This is a genomic window from Nocardia bhagyanarayanae, from assembly GCF_006716565.1.
GTDB classification, from domain to species: domain Bacteria; phylum Actinomycetota; class Actinomycetes; order Mycobacteriales; family Mycobacteriaceae; genus Nocardia; species Nocardia bhagyanarayanae.
In genome coordinates this window covers 3,857,214-3,875,643 of record NZ_VFPG01000001.1, presented here as the reverse complement: position 1 = coordinate 3,875,643, position 18,430 = coordinate 3,857,214, and the positions used below count along the sequence as shown (strand labels likewise).

The following is an 18,430-nucleotide window of genomic DNA, read 5'->3' as shown; positions in this document are numbered from 1 at the left end:
AGCGAGCGAGGAGCGCAGCGACGTGAGCAAGAAGAAGTCCGACACCGGCACGGTCACCACCTTCGGACAGGGCAGCGTGCGCGCCACCCCGGATCTGATGCGCGTCACCATCTCCATCGAGACGAAGGCGAGCAAGGTCGCGCTGGCCTACGGGCAGGCGGGCGAGCGAGTCGCCGCGGTCACCGCGGCGCTGCGCGGAAACGGCGTCGCCGACACGGACATCGCCACCAGCGGTCTGTCGGTGCGCACCGAGACGATATGGACCGAGGGGCAGGGCAACCGCATCACGGGCTATCTCGCGACCGCCGATCTGACGGTGGCGCTGCGCGACATCGACGCCGAAGCGGGAGCCGACACCGGACCCGCGACGATCATCGCGGACGCTGTGGAGGCGGGCGGCGACGACGTCCGGCTCGGCGGGCTCACGCTCACCTTCGCCGATGAGGCCGGTTTGCTCGCGCGGGCCCGCGACGCGGCCTGGGACAACGCGCTCGCCAAGGCCGAGCAGTACGCCGCGCGGGCGGGCCGGGCGCTGGGCACGGTGCTGGAGATCACCGAGAACGCCGCGTCCGCACCGCCTTTCGCACCGCGGATGCGCGCCGTGTCCGCGCCGGTGGGCGAGGTCGCGTTCGCCGCGGCGGTGCCGGTCGAACTCGGCGAATCGGAGGTCTCGGCGAGTGTGCGCGCCACCTGGGAATTGGACTGACGGAGCGACGGATTCGCCGCGATCGGCGTACGGGCGACCCTATAGTGAAGGCGCGCGGCGGACCCGGCGCCGCGGGTCAGGAGCCGCCATGTCCTTCGTGCTCGTCGACCGGCCGCGGCCGCACGTCGCGCTGGTGACGCTGAACCGGCCGGAGCGGATGAACGCCATGGCCTTCGACGTGATGATCCCGCTGCGCGAAGCACTCGAACAGGTGAGCGCCGACAACGACGTCCGCGTGGTGGTGCTGACCGGTGCCGGGCAAGGCTTCTGTTCGGGCGCCGACCTCCAAGGCGCCGGGCGGGTGCCGAACACTGCTGGCCTCACTCCCACCACGGTCGCGCGGCGCTCGATGGATCTGCTCAACGATGTGATGATCACACTGCGCCGTATGCACCAGCCGGTGATCGCCGCGGTCAACGGCGCGGCCATCGGCGGCGGGTTCTGCCTGAGCGTCGGCGCCGACATCCGTATCGCGGGCGAGGACGCCTACTTCCGCGCCGCGGGCATCAACAACGGCCTCACCTCGACCGAGCTGGGCATGAGCTTCCTGCTGCCGCGCGCCATCGGCTCCGCGCGCGCCTTCGAGATCATGCTGTCCGGACGCGACGTCGACGCCGTCGAGGCCGAGCGGATCGGTCTGGTCTCCCGCACCGTGCCCACCGCGAAGCTCCTCGACACCTGTTACGACCTCGCCGAACGCATCATCGGCTTCAGCAGGGTCGGCACCGAGCTCACCAAACGGATGCTGTGGAGCGGACTGGAGGCGAGCAGCTTCGAGTCGCACATGCAGCAGGAGGGCCTCGCCCAGCTGTACGTCCGCCTCACCACCGACAACTTCGACGAAGCCATCCGCGCCCGCCGCGACCGCCGCCCACCCCACTACGAACACTGACCGGACCAGGTCACGCGTCGGCGACGTCCGAGGCGAAGGGTTCGGAGTTCAGTCCGCCAGGAACTCGAGCCGATTTCCGACGCCGTCCACGGTGAAGAACCGGCGCCGCCCGGGGATTTCCGCGGGATCGGCCCAGCGCACCGGATGCCCCGCACCCGCGACCGCCTCGGCAGTCGCGTCGATGTCGACGACGAACGCGGGATGCGCCTTGGCCGCAGGGCGAAAGTCGGCCTCCACGCCCACGTGCAGCTCGCCGTCCGGCCCACCGTTGCCGGGCACCCGGAACCAGCAACCGCCACGCGCCGCCAGCAGCGGCGGCTTCCGCAGCTCCGGCCAGCCGAGCACACCGGTGTAGAACGCCCGCTGCGCGCCCTCGGACCCCGGCGGACAGCTCACTTGCACGTGATGGATCACGACATCCCTCCCTCTTGCAGCGCCCGGTCACCTTCCAACGCAAGGACTCTCGGGTATGCCGCCGACTCTACGCGGGTCGGCCGTCCGGATCGCGGCGCTCGCGCATCAGTCCGGGCGGTGGTCGAGACCCTTCACCAGCAGGGTCAGGGTGTCGGCGCCCGCGACCCGGTCCTTGGAGATCTCCTGGTACTCCGGGGATTGCGACCAGGCGGTGACCGCGGCCTCGTCCGGGAACGACATCAGGACCACCTTCTCGCGGTCGGTCGTACCTTCGAGGGTGGTCGGGGTTTCGTCGGCTGCGAGCAGCGTGCCCTGGTACTTGGTGAACACCGACATGAAGCGCGCCTGGTAGCGGTCGTAGGCGGCGCGGTCGGTGAACTTCAGCTGGGCGATCACGTACACGGTCATGGCTTGGACTCTAAACGCCCGGCCGGTCAGCGCTCCAGCAGCGCAAGGCATTCCACGTGGTGGGTCGCGGGGAAGGCGTCGAAGGCGCGCAGGCCGGTGAGGCGGTAGCCGTGCGACCGATAGAGGCCGAGATCGCGGGCGAACGCGGCCGGGTCGCAGCCGATGTGGACGATGCGGGCGGGCTCGGCCGTCGCCACCGCCGCGACGACGTCCTTGCCCGCGCCGGCGCGCGGCGGGTCGAGCACCACGGCGCGCGGCGCGACGCCGCCCAAGTGCTCGGTCACCCAGCGCTCGACACGTTCGGCGCGCAGATCCACCCAGGGCAGGTCGCGCAGCGCGGCCTGCCCGTCGGCCACGGCGGAACGCGCGGACTCCACCGCGAGCACCGATCCCTCCGCACCCACTCGATCCGCCAGCCGCGCCGCGAAAACCCCTGCGCCGCTGTAGAGATCCCAGGCCAGGTCGCCTCGGTCGAGGCCCGACCAGTCCGACACCACGTCCGAATAACATTGCGCCGCAAGGCGGTGAGCCTGCCAGAACCCGGTCGCCGCGATCTCCCAGCGCCGTCCGGCCACGTATTCCACGGCGCGCCCGGTGCCGTCGACGACCCATTCATCGCGGGCGGCGTGCGTCGCGGCCCGCCGCGCCACCGCCTCCCGGCGCGCCTCCTCCGGATCCTCGGCCCGCTCCTCCCCGCGGCCCGCCGGTCCCGCGACACCGCGCGGCCGCTCCGAGCCCTGGTTCCGGTTCCCGCCGTCCCTGCGCCGGCCGCGCGGCCCGCCACCGTGCCGTCGCCCCCGCTTGGCGGTCACCTGCTCGGCGGGCGGCAGTTCCACCAGGTGCCGCACACCGTCCCCGTCCACCGCGACGACCAGATCCGCACCCGGCGTCCAGATACGGTCCGCGATGCCTTCCATCGCACCGGAAACCGGTTGCGGGCAGCGCAGATCCGCGATCACCTCGGTGCTGCGGTAGCGATGCATACCGGCCCGCCCCTCGGCGTCGACCGGCAGCCGGATCCTGGTGCGCCAGCCGCCGCTCGCGTCGTCGGGATAACCGGCGATCGGTTCGACGACGATCTCACGCTCGATCCCCGCGAGCCTGCGCAACTGCTCGGCGACCACCGCCGCCTTCAACTGCCGCTGCGCGGCGGGCGTGGCATGTGAGAAGTCGCAGCAGCCCGCGCCGCCCGGCCCGGACACCGGGCAGGTCGGCGGCACCCGATCCGGCGAAGGCTCCAGGATCCGCACGGCGTCCGCGCGGCAGAACGAACCGCCGCGGTCCTCGGTGACCGTGGCGCGCACCAGCTCACCGGGCAGCCCGTGCCGGACGAACACGACCCGGCCCTCGTGCCTGCCGACGCAGAACCCGCCGTGTCCGGGCGGGCCGAGCCGCAGGTCGAAGGTCCTGCCGAACCAGTCGGTCATCGCGCGGACCCGCTCGGGGCGCTCATACCCGGTCCTCGTAACCGCGCCGCACCGCGCCGGGCGCGTTGATCTCGCCCGCCTGCCCGGCCCGCGTCGTCGACGAGCTCAACTGCCACGGCACCGAGGTCACCATGACACCGGGCTCGAAGAGCAGCCTGCCCTTGAGCCGCAACGCGCTCTGGTTGTGCAGCACCGTCTCCCACCAGTGGCCGACCACGTACTCGGGAATGAACACCGTCACCACGTCGCGCGGCGCGTCGCGGCGCACCCGCTTGACGTAGTCGAGCACCGGCTTCGTGATCTCGCGGTAGGGCGATTCGATCACCTTGAGCGGCACGGTGATATCGCTCCTCTCCCATTCCCGCACCAGCGCCCTGGTGTCGGCCTCGTCGACGTTCACCGTGATCGCCTCGAGCGTGTCGGGGCGGGTGGCGCGGGCGTAGGCCAGTGCGCGTCGTGTCGGCAGGTGCAGCCGGGAGACCAGCACGATCGAATGCGAACGGCTCGGCAGCACGCCGTCCCACTCGTGCTCGTCGAGCTCCCTGGCGACCGAATCGTAGTGGCGGCGGATGCTCTTCATCACCACGAAGATGGCGACCATGGTCAGGATCGCGATCCACGCGCCCGCGAAGAACTTGGTGATGAGAACGATGACGAGCACCGCGCCGGTGGCGCTCAGGCCGACGGCGTTGATCACCCGGGAACGCTGCATCCTGGCCCGCTGCGCCGGATCGGTCTCGGTGCGCAGCAGCCTCGTCCAGTGCCGCAGCATGCCGGTCTGGCTGAGCACGAACGAGACGAACACGCCGACGATGTAGAGCTGGATGAGCTTGGTGACCTCGGCGCCGAAGAACACGACGAACGCGATCGCCGCGCCGGACAGGAACAGAATGCCGTTGCTGAAGGCCAGCCGGTCGCCGCGGGTGTGCAGCTGGCGCGGCAGGTACCGGTCCTGCGCCAGGATCGAACCGAGCACCGGGAAGCCGTTGAAGGCGGTGTTGGCGGCCAGCACCAGGATCAGCGCGGTGACGATGGTGATGAAGAAGAAGCCGATCGGGAAGCCTTGGAACACCGTCTCGGCGATCTGGGCGATCAGCGTCTTCTGGTGGTAGTCCGCGGGCGCGCCGACCAGGTGTTCGGTCTCGTGTGCGTACACGATGCCGATCTTCTGCGCCAGGATGATGATGCCCATCAGCAGCACGATCGCGATGCCGCCCAGCATCAGCAGCGTTGTCGCGGCATTGCGTGACTTGGGCTTGCGGAACGCGGGCACGCCGTTGCTGATCGCCTCGACACCGGTCAGCGCGGCACAGCCCGACGAGAAGGCGCGCGCGATCAGGAAGGCGAAAGCGAGACCGTACAGGTGCTCGTCCTCGGCCTCGAGCTGGAACCCGGCCGATTCGGCCTGCAAGTCCTCGCCGAGCACCACGATGCGGAACAGCCCCCAGCCGAGCATGACGACCATGCCGACGATGAACGCGTAGGTCGGGATCGCGAAGGCCTTGCCGGATTCCCGGACGCCACGCAGGTTCATGGCGGTGAGCAGCGCGATCGCCGCCACCGCGAACAGCACCTTGTGGGTGGCCACGAACGGGACGGCCGAGCCGATGTTGGAAGCGGCCGAGGAGATCGACACCGCGACGGTGAGCACGTAGTCCACCAGCAGGGCGCTGCCGACCGTGAGCCCAGCGGTGGGACCGAGATTGGTGGTCGCGACCTCGTAGTCGCCGCCACCGGACGGGTAGGCGTGCACGTTCTGGCGGTAACTGGCCACCACGACGGCCATGACGAAGGCGACGGCGAGGCCGACCCACGGTGCGTACAGGTAGGCCGAGACGCCAGCCACCGAGAGCACGAGGAAGATCTCCTCCGGCGCGTAGGCGACCGAGGACATGGCGTCGGAGGCGAACACCGGAAGCGCGATTCGCTTCGGCAACAGCGTGTGGCCCAGCGAATCGCTACGGAAGGGCCTGCCCAGCAGCATCCGCTTGGCTGCCGTCGTCAACTTGGACACTGGAGCGAGCATAGATCCCCCGGCCCTTGATCGCCCGTGGGGTGTCGCTGCGCGTCTACGCAGGCCCAAGGGTCACAAAGAGGTTTGCCCGCCACCCGAAGGGGGAAAGTGGGCCATGGACACATCCGGCGGGTACGGTTCTGCGGACAGGCAAGTAGACCGAACGCCATTGGTCCAGGAGCGAGGTTGCACGGTGTACGTAGTGATCATGGGATGCGGTCGCGTCGGCTCGTCGCTGGCTCGCGCCCTGGTCCGCATCGGCCACGAGGTCACCGTGATCGACCGGGACCCGAGCGCGTTCCTGCGGCTGGGTAACGATTTCCCCGGCGAGCGTCTGGTCGGCGTCGGCTTCGACCGAGATGTGCTGACCCGCGCCGGAATCGAGCGAGCCGAGGCGTTCGCCGCGGTCTCCTCCGGCGACAACTCCAACATCATCTCCGCCAGGGTGGCCCGCGAGACCTTCGGTGTCGAGCGCGTGGTCGCCCGGATCTACGACGCCAAGCGCGCGGCGGTCTACGAACGGCTCGGCATCCCGACCATCGCCACGGTGCCGTGGACCACCGACCGTTTCATGCGCACCCTCGTCGGCGATTCCAGCACGACGACCTGGCGCGATCCCACCGGAACGGTCGCGGTGACCCAGCTGACGCTGCACGAGGACTGGTACGGGCGCACGGTGCGCGACCTGGAGCGCGCGATCTCCGTGCGCGTGGCGTTCATCATCCGATTCGGCCAAGGCCTGCTGCCCGACAGCAAGACCATCGTCCAGGCCGACGACATCGTCTACGTGGCCGCGACCTCCGGCAACGTCGGCGAGGTCGTCGCGCTGGCCGGCAAGCCCCCCGCTAGCGAGGACTGATCATGAAGGTGGCCATCGCCGGGGCAGGCGCCGTCGGCCGATCGATTGCCCGCGAACTGCTACGCAGCGGACATACGGTGATGCTGATCGAGCGTCAGCTCGACCACATCGATCCGGACGCCATCCCGGACGCCGTCTGGGTGCACGCCGACGCGTGCGAGCTGGCGCTGCTGGAGGACGCCGGGCTGGAGACCTACGAGGTGGTCATCGCGGCCACCGGCGACGACAAGGCGAACCTGGTGCACAGCCTGCTCGCCAAGACGGAGTTCGGCGTGCGCCGGGTGGTCGCCAGGGTCAACGACCCGCGCAACGAATGGCTTTTCGACGAGTCGTGGGGCGTCGACGTGGCGGTCTCCACGCCGCGCCTGCTCGCCTCGCTGGTCGAGGAGGCGGTCTCGGTGGGCGACCTGGTCCGCCTGATGACGCTGCGCCAAGGACAGGCGAATCTGGTCGAGATCACCTTGCCCGCCGACACCGCGCTGGCGGGCAAGCCCGTCCGTACCCTGACCCTCCCCCGCGACGCCGCGCTGGTGACGATTCTGCGCGGCGGGCGGGTGATCGTGCCGCAGGCCGACGATCCCTTCGAGGGCGAGGACGAGCTGTTGTTCGTGACCTCGGTGGAAGCCGAGGAAGATCTGCGGGTGGCGCTGGCCCACCACGGCATCAAGCCATAACACCCCGATACGGTTTGCTGCCGCGGTTCGGGGCTCAGGACGCCGGCTGCAGCTGCGCCCGCAACTTGCTGAGGGCGCGGTGCTGCATCACCCGGACGACGCCGGGGCTGGTGCCGATGGCCTCCGCGGTCTGCGCGGCCGACCAGCCGAGCACGATCCGCATCACCAGCACCTCGCGGTGCGCCGGAGCCAGCACCTTCATCAATTCTCTTGTGGCCGAGCGGCGTTCCAACGCGAGCGCCCATTCCTCCGGACCCGCGGCCGCCGACGGGGAGTCGGGGACGTCGGCGACGGGGTAGGTCGGGTGCATCTGCGAGCGCCGGAACGCGTCGGCGATCTTGTTGGCCGCGATGCCGTAGACGAAGGCCAGGAACGACTTGCCCTGATCCTGGTACCGCGGAATGGCGTTGACGGTGGCCAGCAGGATCTCCTGCACCACGTCGTCAGCGGTGACGTGCAAGTGGGCGGTGTTGCCGAGGCGGGCGCCGGTGTAGCGGCGGACCAGCGGGTGCACCACCCGCACGATCTCCGACACCGCGCGCTTGTCGCCTGCGGCGGCGGGGCCGATCAGCTTGTCCAGTTCGGCCGCCACCCGGCGGCTCTCCGACAGCGCGGGGCTGGAGTGGGCGTGGGTCTTGGTGGTCGAAACCGTGTGCTCGGTAGCCAATGTCCGAGTCCTTTCTGGCCGATCGTTGCGTTTCTCGTGTTGCAAACGATCGTCCGATGAACTCGGCGCACCAACCAGATACCCCAGGGTGGGTAGTGCCCCACCTCGGCGGTGAGGCGGCCCCACCCCGGTTCCGTATCAGGCGGTTTCGGCCTTGGCGCGCGGCAGATGACCCGCCCGGCGCACGGCCCAGATGGTGACCGCGAAGGCGACGGCGGTCAGCGGCCAGCCCATCGCGATGCGGGCGACGGCGAGCCACCCGGTGCGGTCGGTGTCGTACAGCTGGGACTGGACCAGATATCTGGCGGCGAAGACCACCACGAAGGTGGCCGTCGCCAGGTCGTAGAGGCGCAGCGCCCTGCGGTCGGCGCGCCAGCCGGAGCCGTGGCCGTTCAGGACGCCCCAGATCACGCCGACGAGCGGCCAGCGCACCAGGATCGAGGCCAGGAATACGCCCGCGTAGACCAGGCTGGTGTAGATGCCGAACAGGAAGAAGCCCTTGGCCTCGCCGACCCGGTACGCGATCAGCGCGCAAACGCCGACGCCCAGAAATCCGGAGATGGCGGGTTGTACCGGATCGCGCCGGATCAGCCGCCACACCAGCACGGCGGCCGCGACGCCGAGCGCCGTCCAGATCGCGGCGGTGAGACCGGCGAGGGTGTTCACGGGGACGAAGACGAGCACCGGCAACGTCGAGTAGATCAGGCCGCTGAAGCCGCCCAGCTGCTCGAGCAGCGTCTGTTCGGCGGCTTCCTCACGCACGGCCTCTTCGGCCGAGGCATGACGGCCATGCAGGCGCCGGTGAGCCGCGGCGTCGATCGGTCGCTCGATATCGGTCGGCGTGCCTCGATCGGCGCCGTGGTCGTTGCTCGAAGGCATACGTGTCAGCTGTTCCCGCGTAATTCGTAGTAGGGGTTGAAGATCACCTTACGGCCGTCCCGGTCACCGACCCGGCCGCGGACCAGAATGCGCCGCCCCGGTTCGATGCCGGGGATGCGCCGACGGCCGATCCACACCAGGGTGATGGCATCGGTGCCGTCGAAGAATTCTGCCTGAACACTGGCGCCCACCGCCTTGGGGCAGGCTTCCACACTCCGTAGACGACCGAGCATCGTCGCTTCGTCACCGCGACGACACTCCGACGCCCGACACGCGCCCGACGCCTCTGCGGTCTCGGCCAGCTCCTCGGCATCGAGTCGGTCGATGTCCTCGGTCAGCCTGCGGCCCAGACGTCGAAAATACCCTGAGGCTGCGGATGGCATTGCACGCTCTCCTGCTGCACAGATGGCGCGGGTCTCACGCCATCGTGGTTGTTCGGTGACGACCGGCTGTTGGCCGTACACCCGCCACTGTAGATGCCCGCGGTCACCCCCGCTACGCTCGACCCGGTGTTCGACTCCACACATGTCACGACGGCCACACGACCTGCGGTTCCGCTCGTCGTGGCGCTGCCGGGCACCGGCTCCGACGCCGATTTCGCCCGGCGTGCCTTCGGTCCGGCGAGCGTCGCCCGCGGATTCGAATCGATTGCCGTCGAACCGGATCCGCAGGCGGTCGTGGCCAGCTGCCGAGCCGCGCTGGACGCGGCCGCCGCGCGCGGACCGGTGCTCGCCGCGGGCATCTCGCTGGGCGCGGCGATCGCGCTGGAATGGGCGGGCGCGCACCCGGAATCCGTCGCGGGCGTCGTCGCCGCCCTGCCCGCGTGGACGGGCTCGGACACCGCCCGCTGCCCGGCCGCGCTCAGCGCCGCCGTGACCGCCGAGCAACTGCGCGCCGACGGCCTGGAGACGGTCATCGCCAGAATGCGGGCGAGCAGCCCGCGCTGGCTGGCCGACGCCTTGACCCAGTCCTGGCGCTCTCAGTGGCCGCACCTGCCGCAAGCCCTCGAGGAAGCCGCCGACTACAAATGGCCGAGCACCGACCGCCTCGCCACGCTGGACGTGCCGGTGGCGGTCGTCACCGCGGTCGACGACCCGGTCCACCCCCTCGCCGTGGCCGAGGAGTGGGCCGATCTGATCCCCCGCGCCCGGCTGTTCCGCACCACCCTCGACGAATTGGGCGCCGACCCGGCGATCCTCGGACGCCTCGGATTCGCCGCCTTCGACTGACGACCTCTTCTTCGCGGCCCGTTCACCCGCCTCGCGGTACGGACAACCTGTCCTGTCGCGAGGCGGGTGCGGAGCCGGTGAAACGGATCAGTTCAGGCCGAGCTGCTGCATGGCGGAGCCGTCGGCGCCGCGACGCGGCTGGGGCGGCAGCGTCTGCGGCTGGGCGGGCACCGGGTTATGGACCGCGGCGGCTTGGGCGGCCATCTGAGCCTGTTGCGCCTCGACCTGCGCCTGGTGCGCGGCGGCCAGCTGTTCGGCGAGCTGCTGCGGCAGGACGACCGGCAGCGGATCCCGCACCGGCAGCGGGTCGGTACCGCGCCGGATGACCGTCTCGCTGAGGATCGCCCGGGCCGCGGACACCAGCGGCGTGCCGTCGTTCACCGCGCCCGAGGGACCCGCCGCGACCAGGCGCACCATCCAGCGGTAGCCGTCCACGCCGATGAAGCGCAGATCGGCGCCCTCCGTGATGGCCAGGACCTCCCGGCCCCACGGACCGGTCTCGATCGCGACCCGCGCGCCGTCCTTGCGCAGCGAGTCGGCGAGGTCGGCTGCCACCGCCCGCCACTGGCCCGGCGATTTGGGCGCGGCGTAGGCGGCGACGGTGATGCGGCCGTGCTCGGTGGCCAGGTGCACCGCCTGCGGGGTGCCGTCGGGCGTCATCTCGACCTGTAGCTGGCCGCCCGGTGGCACCGGCAGGATGACCGAACCCAGGTCGAGCCGCTGCTCAGCGACTCCTTCGAGCAGCTCGGCCACTTCGTCGTAGTCGTAGGGGCCGGTCCGCTCGCCCTCCGGGCGTTCCGCGAAACCGGCGGTGTCCTCGGCGAATTCGTCGTAGGACAGCTCGTCGTACTCGGCGTCGTAGTCCACGTCGTCGTACTCGGCGCCGTATTCGTCGTACTGGTCCTCGAACCGGTCCGACCGCTGCTTTTTCTTTCCGAACATCGTCGCCTCACGCCTCCCGGCCGGTCGCCCGGCTCACCCCGTCGGTTTCCGCGCCCAGACTGGCGTGACCGCCGCTGGACCCGTAGCCACCCGCACCCCGCGTCGTGTCGTCGAGCTGATCGACCTCGACGAAGTCGACCAGCTCGACCCGCTGCACGAGCAGCTGCGCGATCCGGTCGCCACGGCGCAATTCGATGCGCGTGCGCGGATCGTGATTGATCAGGCACACCTTGATCTCGCCCCGGTAGCCCGCGTCCACGGTCCCCGGCGTGTTCACCACCGACAGCCCGGTCTTGGCGGCGAGCCCGGACCGAGGATGGATCAGCCCCACCGTGCCGACCGGCAGCGCCACGGCGACACCGGTGCCGACCAGCACCCGCTCCCCCGGCTCCAGGATGACGTCCTCGGTGGTGCACAGGTCCACGCCGGCATCGCCCGTATGGGCGCGCGTCGGCACGGGAATGCCCGGATCCAGCCGCAGCAGCGGTATCGGTGAAAGTGCGCTCACGTTGGTCGAGCCTACGCGTACCTCGGCGTTCGCCTGGCGGGACGGTGGCCTACTGTTGAGTCGTGTCGGACAGGCCCAACCCTTCGGTGACGGACAACGAGAAACAGGCCAGCCAGCCCTACGACGAGCGGCTCTGGGTGCCGCTGTGGTGGTGGCCGGTCGGGTTCGGCATCGCCGGGTTGCTCGCCGCCGAAATCCACATGGGCGCACCGGGAATCCGGGCCTGGCTGCCCTACGTCCTGCTCATCCCGATCGCGGCGTGGGTGCTGCTGTGGTTCAGCCGCCACAAGGTGGCGGTGGCCGCCGACGCCTCGGGAACACCGGAACTGCGCGTAGACCGGGCGCACCTACCGGTGAATTTCGTGTCTCGCGCGGCGGTGGTCGCCCCCTCCGCGAAGAGCGCGGCCCTCGGCCGCCAGCTCGATCCCGCCGCGTATGTGCAACATCGTCCCTGGATCGGTCCGATGGTGTTGTTGGTCCTCGACGACCCCGATGATCCGACGCCGTACTGGTTGATCAGTACGCGCCGGCCAGAAAAGGTCCTTGCCGCGCTCGGGCTGCCGAGCGCGGGCTGACTGTTACCTTCGGCCGAACCCTCGGTTCGGCCGGATTCCGCATTCCGCGAAGTATCAGGCTGCGCAATCCATGCAAATCATCTGACCGCCTGCCTCGCTCGCCAGCCTGCTGCGGTGGTGAACAAGGAAGCAGCTGGAACAGGTGAACTCGTCGGCCTGCTTCGGAATCACCCGAACCGAGAGCACTTCCTCGGACAGATCCGCGCCGGGAAGCTCGAACGACTCCGCGGTATCGGATTCGTCGATATCCACGACGGCGGACTGCGCCTCGTTGCGACGAGCCTTCAGCTCCTCCAGCGAATCTTCCGACACATCGTCGGATTCGGTGCGCCGCGGTGCGTCATAGTCGGTTGCCATGTCGTCTTCCCCTCGTCCTTACTCCGTATATCCCGGACCGGCTGCCGACACGCCGATTCCTCGCCGGAATCGAGCGCCCGCACCGCCCCGCCGGTGGTGCACATCACACGTGCACCGGTCACCTATCAGGGGGGATCACTAGGATCCATACCCGGTAGCGCTCGGTAAACGCAGGACATGCCCTACTTGTTCCCGCGACCGACCCACCGTTTTCGCCGCTGGTGATTCGATCTGGGCCGCCAGACAATAGCGGACGGCGCGACAAAAGTCGCAATCAAAACACAGCCGAGTCGAAACTGTCGGGGAATCGACACCAACGCTGGAACTCGCCGAGACCTTCCGCACCGGCGTCGCGACATTTTCGTAGAGTGTGGCTCGTGGTTTCACTGATCACCGAAGGCACCGCGACGGATTCGCAGGGACGACCCTACGCTCGGCGCCGCCCCCAACCCTGGCTCATCATGCTCGGCGTCATGGCGCTGATCTGCGCGATCGTGTGGATCAAAGCGCTGACGACGCAGGACACCGACACCACCGCGATGGCCTGCAACTCGCCGAGCCCCGCCAGCGATCCGGGCGCGGCCCCGGCGCCCAAGCTCGGTCAGCGGGTCGGCGCTTCGCGGCTGGAGGACGTGGAACCCGCACCGCTCACGGCGAGCAAGGTGCGCGTGCTGAACGCGAACAACCAGCGTGGCCAGGCCGCGCACGTCGCGGCGCAGCTCGGTGATCTCGGCTTCGCGAGCGCACCCGGCACCCAGTACGGCAACGATTCCATATACGTCAACGGCGACCTGGAATGCACCGGGCAGATCCGCTTCGGCGTGAACGGCAGGCCCGCCGCGGCGTCGGTGCAATTGGTCGCGCCGTGCGCCGAGCTGATCGAGGATCAGCGCGAGGACGACAGCGTGGACCTGGTGCTCGGTTCGCTGTTCCGGGATCTGCGGCCGAGCAACGACGCCGAGGAGGTGCTGCGTTCGCTGAAGAACCCGGCGCCCGGCGCCAGCCCGGCGATCGACTCCGAACTGCTCGACGCCGCGCGCGCCGCGCACTGCTGATCCGGCGCCGAGCCCACACCCCCAGGGAGCCGCTCCCGGATCACCGATCCGGGAGCGGCTCCGTCACGCCGACTTCGGCCAGCAGCTCACCGAGTTCCCGTGCGATGCCCGGCGCCGCGGCGACGACGAGATCGCCCGCCGCGCCGGACGCGGTCGCGGGCGGAAGCGTCAGGAGCGCGCCCGCTTCCGCGGCGATCAGCGCGCCCGCGCCCCAGTCCCAGGCGTTGAGCCCGTGCTCGTAGTACGCGTCCACCCGCCCGGAGGCCACATGGCACAGGTCGAGCGCGGCCGCGCCGAAGCGGCGGATGTCGCGGATCCGGGGCAGCACCCGGGCGAGGAGTTCGGCCTGCCGCGCGCGCCGGTGCGCGCCGTAGGCGAAACCGGTGGCCACCAACGACATCGAGAGGTCCTCGACCGGATTGCACCGCAGCTGTTCGACCGTGCCGTCGGCGGCCGTCGCCGTGGCGCCCAAGCCGAGCCCGGCGCTGTAGGTGACCGCCCGCGCGACGTCCACCACCGCGCCCGCCACGGACCGCCCGTGGCGCATCGCCGCCACCGAGACCGCGTAACCGGGGACGCCGTAGAGGAAGTTGACGGTGCCGTCGATCGGGTCGACGACCCAATGCACCAAGTCGTTGCCGGCGGTCATGTCGCCGCCGCCTTCCTCGCCGACGATCGGGTCGCCCGGCCGTCGCTCGGCGAGCAGCGCGCGGATCAGCTCCTCGCTCTCGGTGTCCACCACGGTCACCGGATCGGTCGCGTGGCCCTTGGCCCGCACGGCGCCGTCGGTCGCGGCTCCGGCCGGGCCGAACACCTCGGGGCGGCGGGCGCGGACGTGGGCCGCGGCTCGTTCGGCGAGCTCGATGGCCACGCGGCGGAGTTCGGAGGCGGTCTCGGCGGCGGACTCTTCGGCTACTGGGGTACTGGATTCCGGCACGCCGTCCATCGCATCACAGATGCTTCCACGTGCGCAGCCTCGATCGCGCATTACTCTTGTCGTGCACGACACAGCGCCGTCGTCGGGCACCCCAGCGCATTCCGCCCGGAGGCGGCCGCGTGGGCCCGGTACGGCGGGCGCTGTCATCACAACCGGCCAGCTAAGGGAACGAGGGGTTAGCCATGTCCGCTCGGGGGCACGCATTCGGGATCGATATCGGCGGCAGCGGCGTCAAGGGCGCCGCGGTGGATCTGGCCACCGGCGAGCTGCTGCACGAGCGGATCAAGATCGCGACCCCGTATCCTTCGACACCGCACGCCGTCGCCGACGCGGTGTCCAAGCTGGTCGCCGAGGCCGACTGGTCCGGCCCGGTGGGCATCACGTTGCCCTCCGTCGTCCTCGAAGGCGTGGCCCGCACCGCCGCCAACATCGACAAGACCTGGATCGGCACCGACACGCGCACCCTGTTCTCGGCGGCGCTCGGCGGCCGGTCGGTCACGGTGCTCAACGACGCGGACGCGGCCGGGCTCGCCGAAGACCGCTACGGCGCGGCAAGGGATTTCGACGGGCTGGTGCTGCTGCTGACCTTCGGCACCGGCATCGGCTCGGCGCTGCTCTACAACGGCACCCTGGTGCCCAACACCGAACTCGGCCACCTCGAGGTCGGCGGCATGGAGACCGAGCACCGCGCCGCGGCCTCGATCAAGGATCGAAACGGCCTCAGCTATGAGCAGTGGGCCGCGGAGGTCAGCACCGTGCTGATCGGTCTGGAGAACCTTTTCTGGCCGAAGGTGATCGTCGCGGGCGGGGGCATCAGCCGCGATTCCGACCGGTGGATTCCCTTGCTGACCAATCGGACTCCGGTGGTCCCCGCCCGGCTACGCAACACCGCGGGCATCGTCGGCGCCGCCATGGCGATCGCTTCGGGCGTGGTCCCGTGACCTGCCCGGCGCCGCGCGACCGACGGGTCGGCGACGACGCGGAAGACGCGCGAGGCGGGCGTCCGACAACTGGCATCGCGCCGTGAGTACCCTGGTTGGATCGTTACAATGGAACATGCCCGGCGGTGAGCCGGAGAAACCCGACCGGCCCTCCGCCGGTGAAACCCGACAGACCGCTCCGCCGGAACACCACTCTGGCGTGACGCCGCACGAGACCGTCACGAAAGGGCGTACGTGGTAGCCACGACCCGTCAGACCGCCGAATCGGCCGACGCCGACTCCACAGATGTAACCGCAGCACGGCCGGTCCGCAAGGCTGCCGCCAAGAAGGCACCGGCCAAGAAAGCCGCGGCCAAGAAGGCGCCCGCGAAGAAGGCCGCCGCCGCGAAGAAGGCGCCCGCGAAGAAGGCCGCCACCAAGAAGGCGGGCCCGGACGGCGAGCCCGGCGCCGAGGAGGCGTTGGAGGACGAGGCTCTCGATCTCGAGGATCTGGACGATCTGGAGGTCGACGAAGGCGATCTCGCCGAAGACGCGGACTTGGTGGACGACACGGCCGAGGACGTCGCCGAGGACGAGGAAGAAGCCGAGAGCGCCGAGGAGCCGTCGGAGAAGGACAAGGCGTCCGGCGATTTCGTCTGGGACGAGGAGGAGTCCGAGGCGCTGCGGCAGGCCCGCAAGGACGCCGAGCTCACCGCTTCCGCCGACTCGGTGCGCGCCTACCTCAAGCAGATCGGCAAGGTCGCGCTGCTCAACGCCGAGGAGGAGGTCGAGCTCGCCAAGCGGATCGAGGCCGGCCTCTACGCGGCGGAGAAGGTGCGCGAGTTCGCCGAAGCCGGCGAGAAGCTGCCGGTCGCGATGCGCCGCGATTACAACTGGATCGTGCGCGACGGCAACCGGGCCAAGAACCATCTGCTCGAGGCCAACCTGCGACTGGTCGTCTCGCTGGCCAAGCGCTACACCGGCCGCGGCATGGCGTTCCTGGACCTGATCCAGGAGGGCAACCTCGGTCTGATCCGCGCGGTGGAGAAGTTCGACTACACCAAGGGCTACAAGTTCTCCACGTACGCCACCTGGTGGATCCGGCAGGCCATCACCCGCGCCATGGCCGACCAGGCCCGCACCATCCGCATCCCGGTGCACATGGTCGAGGTCATCAACAAGCTCGGCCGCATCCAGCGCGAGCTGCTCCAGGACCTGGGCCGCGAGCCCACCCCGGAGGAGCTGGCCAAGGAAATGGACATCACGCCGGAGAAGGTCCTCGAGATCCAGCAGTACGCGCGCGAGCCGATCTCGCTGGACCAGACCATCGGCGACGAGGGCGACAGCCAGCTCGGCGACTTCATCGAGGACTCCGAGGCCGTGGTCGCGGTCGACGCGGTGAGCTTCACCCTGCTGCAGGACCAGCTGCAGTCGGTGCTGGAGACGCTGTCCGAGCGTGAGGCGGGCGTGGTCCGGCTGCGCTTCGGCCTCACCGACGGCCAGCCGCGCACCCTGGACGAGATCGGCCAGGTGTACGGCGTCACGCGTGAGCGCATCCGCCAGATCGAGTCCAAGACCATGAGCAAGCTGCGCCACCCCAGCCGCTCCCAGGTGCTGCGCGACTACCTGGACTGACACGCACGGACCTGCGGGCCCGCATTCCTTGTGCCACTTGCCATTTCGGCGGCACGACGGGAATGCGGGCCCGTTGTCGTTCGCGGGGGGAGTTGCGCTGGCCCATACCACTTTCCAGATGGAACCAAACCGGAAAGTGATCCAAAACACTTCAGGGAACGCGGTTTTGCGACGCCCGCTGCCGTACTGTCTGTCGCACATGTTTTTCAATCGCCGGGCGGTCTCGGCCCGGCCATGGGGTTCACGTGCTCGACATTCACCACTTCACGTACGGGTGGTTGACACCACTGCTTGCCTACATCATGTCCTTCACCGGATCGCTGCTCGGGTTGCAGTGCGCCGCGCGGGCCAGGGCGGGTCGAGGTAGGGCCGGTTGGCTCGTGCTCGCCTCGTTCGCGATCGGCGGCACCGGCATCTGGGTCATGCATTTCATTGCGATGCTCGGCTTTTCGATCACCGGCGCGGAGATCCGCTACGACGTTCCGCTCACCCTGCTCAGCGCGGCGACCGCGATCGTGGTGGTCGGCATCGGGCTGTTCGTGGTGGTCACGCCGCAGCCGACCCTGGTCGCCCTGCTCGCGGGCGGCGCCGTCACGGGCCTCGGCGTGGCGGCCATGCACTACGTCGGCATGTTCGCGATGAGGTCCAACGCGACCATCGGCTACGAGCTGCCGATGGTGGCGCTCTCGGTGGTGATCGCGGTGGCCGCGGCGACGGTGGCGCTGTGGTTCACGTTGCGGGTCAACGGTTTTCTCGCAACCACCGGCGCGGCGGGGATCATGGGCCTTGCCGTGTGCGGTATGCACTACACGGGCATGGCGTCGATGCACGCGCACGGCTCGGGCCATGGTGCGCCGGTCGACGGGACGGGAGCGATGCAGTTGCTCGCGCCGCTGATCGTCGGCATCAGCATCGTGACCATGCTGCTGCTGATCGCCGTCAGCCTCACCGCGATCGAGCGCGATGCCGAGCTGCCGCCGCTGCGCGCGGCCATCGTCCGTCCCGCCAGCGAGGACCTGGCTCCGCAGCCCAAGCCCCGCGTGGCCCCCGCGCGCTCGGCCGCCGACGATCTCGCACCGCCGCCACCTCCCCGCCCCGCAGCGGTGCACGTCACCCCGGAGAATTTCGCGACGCTGTCCCCAGCCACCGTGGGACCGACCGCCGAAGATCTCGTGCCCTCGCTCCCGCCCTACGTCACTTCCGTGCCCCAAGCCGCCGAGGTTCCCGCACCCGAACCCGGCCCGCAGTCGGCCGCGATCTCCGCCGCGCCGGTGACGGGGACACCGTACTGGCCGACGACGCACGACGTTCCGCGTCGGCGGTAACGCGCGG

21 protein-coding genes are annotated in these 18,430 nt (G+C 69.9%); 10 read left to right on the top strand and 11 right to left on the bottom strand.

Annotated features, from left to right (window positions below):
* Positions 1-22: 22 nt before the first annotated feature.
* Together FB390_RS16570 and FB390_RS16565 are read left to right on the top strand one after the other, a co-directional pair.
* Positions 23-706 (top strand): SIMPL domain-containing protein, encoded by a 684-nt coding sequence (locus tag FB390_RS16570; RefSeq protein WP_141809743.1) that lies wholly within the window; start codon positions 23-25, stop codon positions 704-706.
* An 88-nt stretch (positions 707-794) separates the two neighbouring features.
* Positions 795-1,598 carry an enoyl-CoA hydratase gene (locus tag FB390_RS16565; protein WP_141809742.1) on the top strand — a complete coding sequence of 268 codons (804 nt, stop codon included), beginning with the start codon at positions 795-797 and terminating at the stop codon, positions 1,596-1,598.
* A 48-nt stretch (positions 1,599-1,646) separates the two neighbouring features.
* Here the strand turns inward: FB390_RS16565 and FB390_RS16560 are convergent, their stop codons facing one another.
* From FB390_RS16560 to FB390_RS16545, 4 genes are all read right to left on the bottom strand, one after another.
* A complete protein-coding gene (locus tag FB390_RS16560) occupies positions 1,647-2,012 on the bottom strand; it encodes a VOC family protein (protein WP_141809741.1) in 366 nt (121 codons plus the stop codon).
* Between the two features lie 105 nt (positions 2,013-2,117).
* Positions 2,118-2,420: a DUF1330 domain-containing protein gene (locus FB390_RS16555; protein WP_141809740.1), complete on the bottom strand. Its 303-nt coding sequence runs from the start codon at positions 2,418-2,420 to the stop codon at positions 2,118-2,120.
* A 26-nt stretch (positions 2,421-2,446) separates the two neighbouring features.
* The gene (locus FB390_RS16550; RefSeq protein WP_141809739.1) at positions 2,447-3,847 is read right to left on the bottom strand and encodes a class I SAM-dependent RNA methyltransferase; all 1,401 of its coding nucleotides are present in this window, start codon (positions 3,845-3,847) and stop codon (positions 2,447-2,449) included.
* A gap of 22 nt (positions 3,848-3,869) precedes the next feature.
* The gene (locus FB390_RS16545; RefSeq protein WP_141809738.1) at positions 3,870-5,861 is read right to left on the bottom strand and encodes an APC family permease; all 1,992 of its coding nucleotides are present in this window, start codon (positions 5,859-5,861) and stop codon (positions 3,870-3,872) included.
* A 193-nt stretch (positions 5,862-6,054) separates the two neighbouring features.
* Here FB390_RS16545 and FB390_RS16540 point away from each other — a divergent pair, with 193 nt between their 5' ends.
* Positions 6,055-6,720, top strand: coding sequence for a potassium channel family protein (locus FB390_RS16540; RefSeq protein ID WP_141809737.1), 666 nt, complete (start codon positions 6,055-6,057; stop codon positions 6,718-6,720).
* Positions 6,721-6,722: 2 nt separating this feature from the next.
* A complete protein-coding gene (locus FB390_RS16535; RefSeq protein ID WP_141809736.1) occupies positions 6,723-7,394 on the top strand; it encodes a potassium channel family protein in 672 nt (223 codons plus the stop codon).
* Between the two features lie 34 nt (positions 7,395-7,428).
* Here FB390_RS16535 and FB390_RS16530 read toward each other — a convergent pair whose 3' ends face one another.
* The 3 genes from FB390_RS16530 to FB390_RS16520 all read right to left on the bottom strand — a co-directional run bounded on the left by FB390_RS16530 (position 7,429) and on the right by FB390_RS16520 (position 9,323).
* Positions 7,429-8,061: a sigma-70 family RNA polymerase sigma factor gene (locus FB390_RS16530; protein ID WP_141809735.1), complete on the bottom strand. Its 633-nt coding sequence runs from the start codon at positions 8,059-8,061 to the stop codon at positions 7,429-7,431.
* 138 nt (positions 8,062-8,199) lie between these two features.
* The gene (locus tag FB390_RS16525; protein WP_141809734.1) at positions 8,200-8,940 is read right to left on the bottom strand and encodes a DUF3159 domain-containing protein; all 741 of its coding nucleotides are present in this window, start codon (positions 8,938-8,940) and stop codon (positions 8,200-8,202) included.
* A 5-nt stretch (positions 8,941-8,945) separates the two neighbouring features.
* On the bottom strand, positions 8,946-9,323 hold the full coding sequence (locus tag FB390_RS16520) for an OB-fold nucleic acid binding domain-containing protein (protein WP_067779602.1): 378 nt from the start codon (positions 9,321-9,323) through the stop codon (positions 8,946-8,948).
* Between the two features lie 126 nt (positions 9,324-9,449).
* On the opposite strand from FB390_RS16520, the gene FB390_RS16515 reads away from it, so the two are divergent.
* Complete coding sequence (locus FB390_RS16515) at positions 9,450-10,169, top strand: alpha/beta fold hydrolase (protein WP_185757053.1); 720 nt, start codon at positions 9,450-9,452, stop codon at positions 10,167-10,169.
* A gap of 87 nt (positions 10,170-10,256) precedes the next feature.
* Here the strand turns inward: FB390_RS16515 and FB390_RS16510 are convergent, their stop codons facing one another.
* Positions 10,257-11,111, bottom strand: coding sequence for a DUF3710 domain-containing protein (locus FB390_RS16510; protein ID WP_141809732.1), 855 nt, complete (start codon positions 11,109-11,111; stop codon positions 10,257-10,259).
* A 7-nt stretch (positions 11,112-11,118) separates the two neighbouring features.
* The gene (dut, locus tag FB390_RS16505; protein ID WP_141809731.1) at positions 11,119-11,619 is read right to left on the bottom strand and encodes a dUTP diphosphatase; all 501 of its coding nucleotides are present in this window, start codon (positions 11,617-11,619) and stop codon (positions 11,119-11,121) included.
* 62 nt (positions 11,620-11,681) lie between these two features.
* On the opposite strand from dut, the gene FB390_RS16500 reads away from it, so the two are divergent.
* A complete protein-coding gene (locus FB390_RS16500; RefSeq protein ID WP_141809730.1) occupies positions 11,682-12,194 on the top strand; it encodes a DUF3093 domain-containing protein in 513 nt (170 codons plus the stop codon).
* Positions 12,195-12,248: 54 nt separating this feature from the next.
* On the opposite strand, the gene FB390_RS16495 is transcribed toward FB390_RS16500, so the two are convergent.
* On the bottom strand, positions 12,249-12,551 hold the full coding sequence (locus FB390_RS16495; RefSeq protein ID WP_067779587.1) for a DUF4193 domain-containing protein: 303 nt from the start codon (positions 12,549-12,551) through the stop codon (positions 12,249-12,251).
* 377 nt (positions 12,552-12,928) lie between these two features.
* Here FB390_RS16495 and cei point away from each other — a divergent pair, with 377 nt between their 5' ends.
* Positions 12,929-13,606 (top strand): envelope integrity protein Cei, encoded by a 678-nt coding sequence (gene cei, locus FB390_RS16490; protein ID WP_141809729.1) that lies wholly within the window; start codon positions 12,929-12,931, stop codon positions 13,604-13,606.
* A 40-nt stretch (positions 13,607-13,646) separates the two neighbouring features.
* Here the strand turns inward: cei and FB390_RS16485 are convergent, their stop codons facing one another.
* Positions 13,647-14,552, bottom strand: a complete 906-nt coding sequence (locus FB390_RS16485; protein ID WP_141809728.1) for an inositol monophosphatase family protein — start codon at positions 14,550-14,552, stop codon at positions 13,647-13,649.
* A gap of 173 nt (positions 14,553-14,725) precedes the next feature.
* Between FB390_RS16485 and ppgK the strand changes: the two genes are divergently transcribed.
* The 3 genes from ppgK (at position 14,726) to FB390_RS16470 (ending at position 18,423) form a co-directional block, all read left to right on the top strand.
* Entirely contained in the window at positions 14,726-15,484 is a 759-nt protein-coding gene (gene ppgK, locus FB390_RS16480; protein WP_141809727.1) for a polyphosphate--glucose phosphotransferase, read from the top strand.
* 234 nt (positions 15,485-15,718) lie between these two features.
* Positions 15,719-17,098, top strand: coding sequence for an RNA polymerase sigma factor (locus FB390_RS16475; RefSeq protein ID WP_141809726.1), 1,380 nt, complete (start codon positions 15,719-15,721; stop codon positions 17,096-17,098).
* Positions 17,099-17,343: 245 nt separating this feature from the next.
* A complete protein-coding gene (locus tag FB390_RS16470; protein WP_141809725.1) occupies positions 17,344-18,423 on the top strand; it encodes an MHYT domain-containing protein in 1,080 nt (359 codons plus the stop codon).
* Positions 18,424-18,430: the final 7 nt, after the last annotated feature.

Excerpts from the sequence above, each read along its gene's own strand:
- FB390_RS16525 (WP_141809734.1), bottom strand. The coding sequence starts at position 8,940 with ATGCCTTCGAGCAACGACCACGGCGCCGATCGAGGCACGCCGACCGAT.
- FB390_RS16565 (WP_141809742.1), top strand. The coding sequence starts at position 795 with ATGTCCTTCGTGCTCGTCGACCGGCCGCGGCCGCACGTCGCGCTGGTG.
- FB390_RS16535 (WP_141809736.1), top strand. The coding sequence starts at position 6,723 with ATGAAGGTGGCCATCGCCGGGGCAGGCGCCGTCGGCCGATCGATTGCC.
- FB390_RS16495 (WP_067779587.1), bottom strand. The coding sequence starts at position 12,551 with ATGGCAACCGACTATGACGCACCGCGGCGCACCGAATCCGACGATGTG.
- FB390_RS16550 (WP_141809739.1), bottom strand. The coding sequence starts at position 3,847 with ATGACCGACTGGTTCGGCAGGACCTTCGACCTGCGGCTCGGCCCGCCC.
- ppgK (WP_141809727.1), top strand. The coding sequence starts at position 14,726 with ATGTCCGCTCGGGGGCACGCATTCGGGATCGATATCGGCGGCAGCGGC.
- FB390_RS16510 (WP_141809732.1), bottom strand. The coding sequence starts at position 11,111 with ATGTTCGGAAAGAAAAAGCAGCGGTCGGACCGGTTCGAGGACCAGTAC.
- FB390_RS16520 (WP_067779602.1), bottom strand. The coding sequence starts at position 9,323 with ATGCCATCCGCAGCCTCAGGGTATTTTCGACGTCTGGGCCGCAGGCTG.
- FB390_RS16485 (WP_141809728.1), bottom strand. The coding sequence starts at position 14,552 with ATGGACGGCGTGCCGGAATCCAGTACCCCAGTAGCCGAAGAGTCCGCC.
- FB390_RS16555 (WP_141809740.1), bottom strand. The coding sequence starts at position 2,420 with ATGACCGTGTACGTGATCGCCCAGCTGAAGTTCACCGACCGCGCCGCC.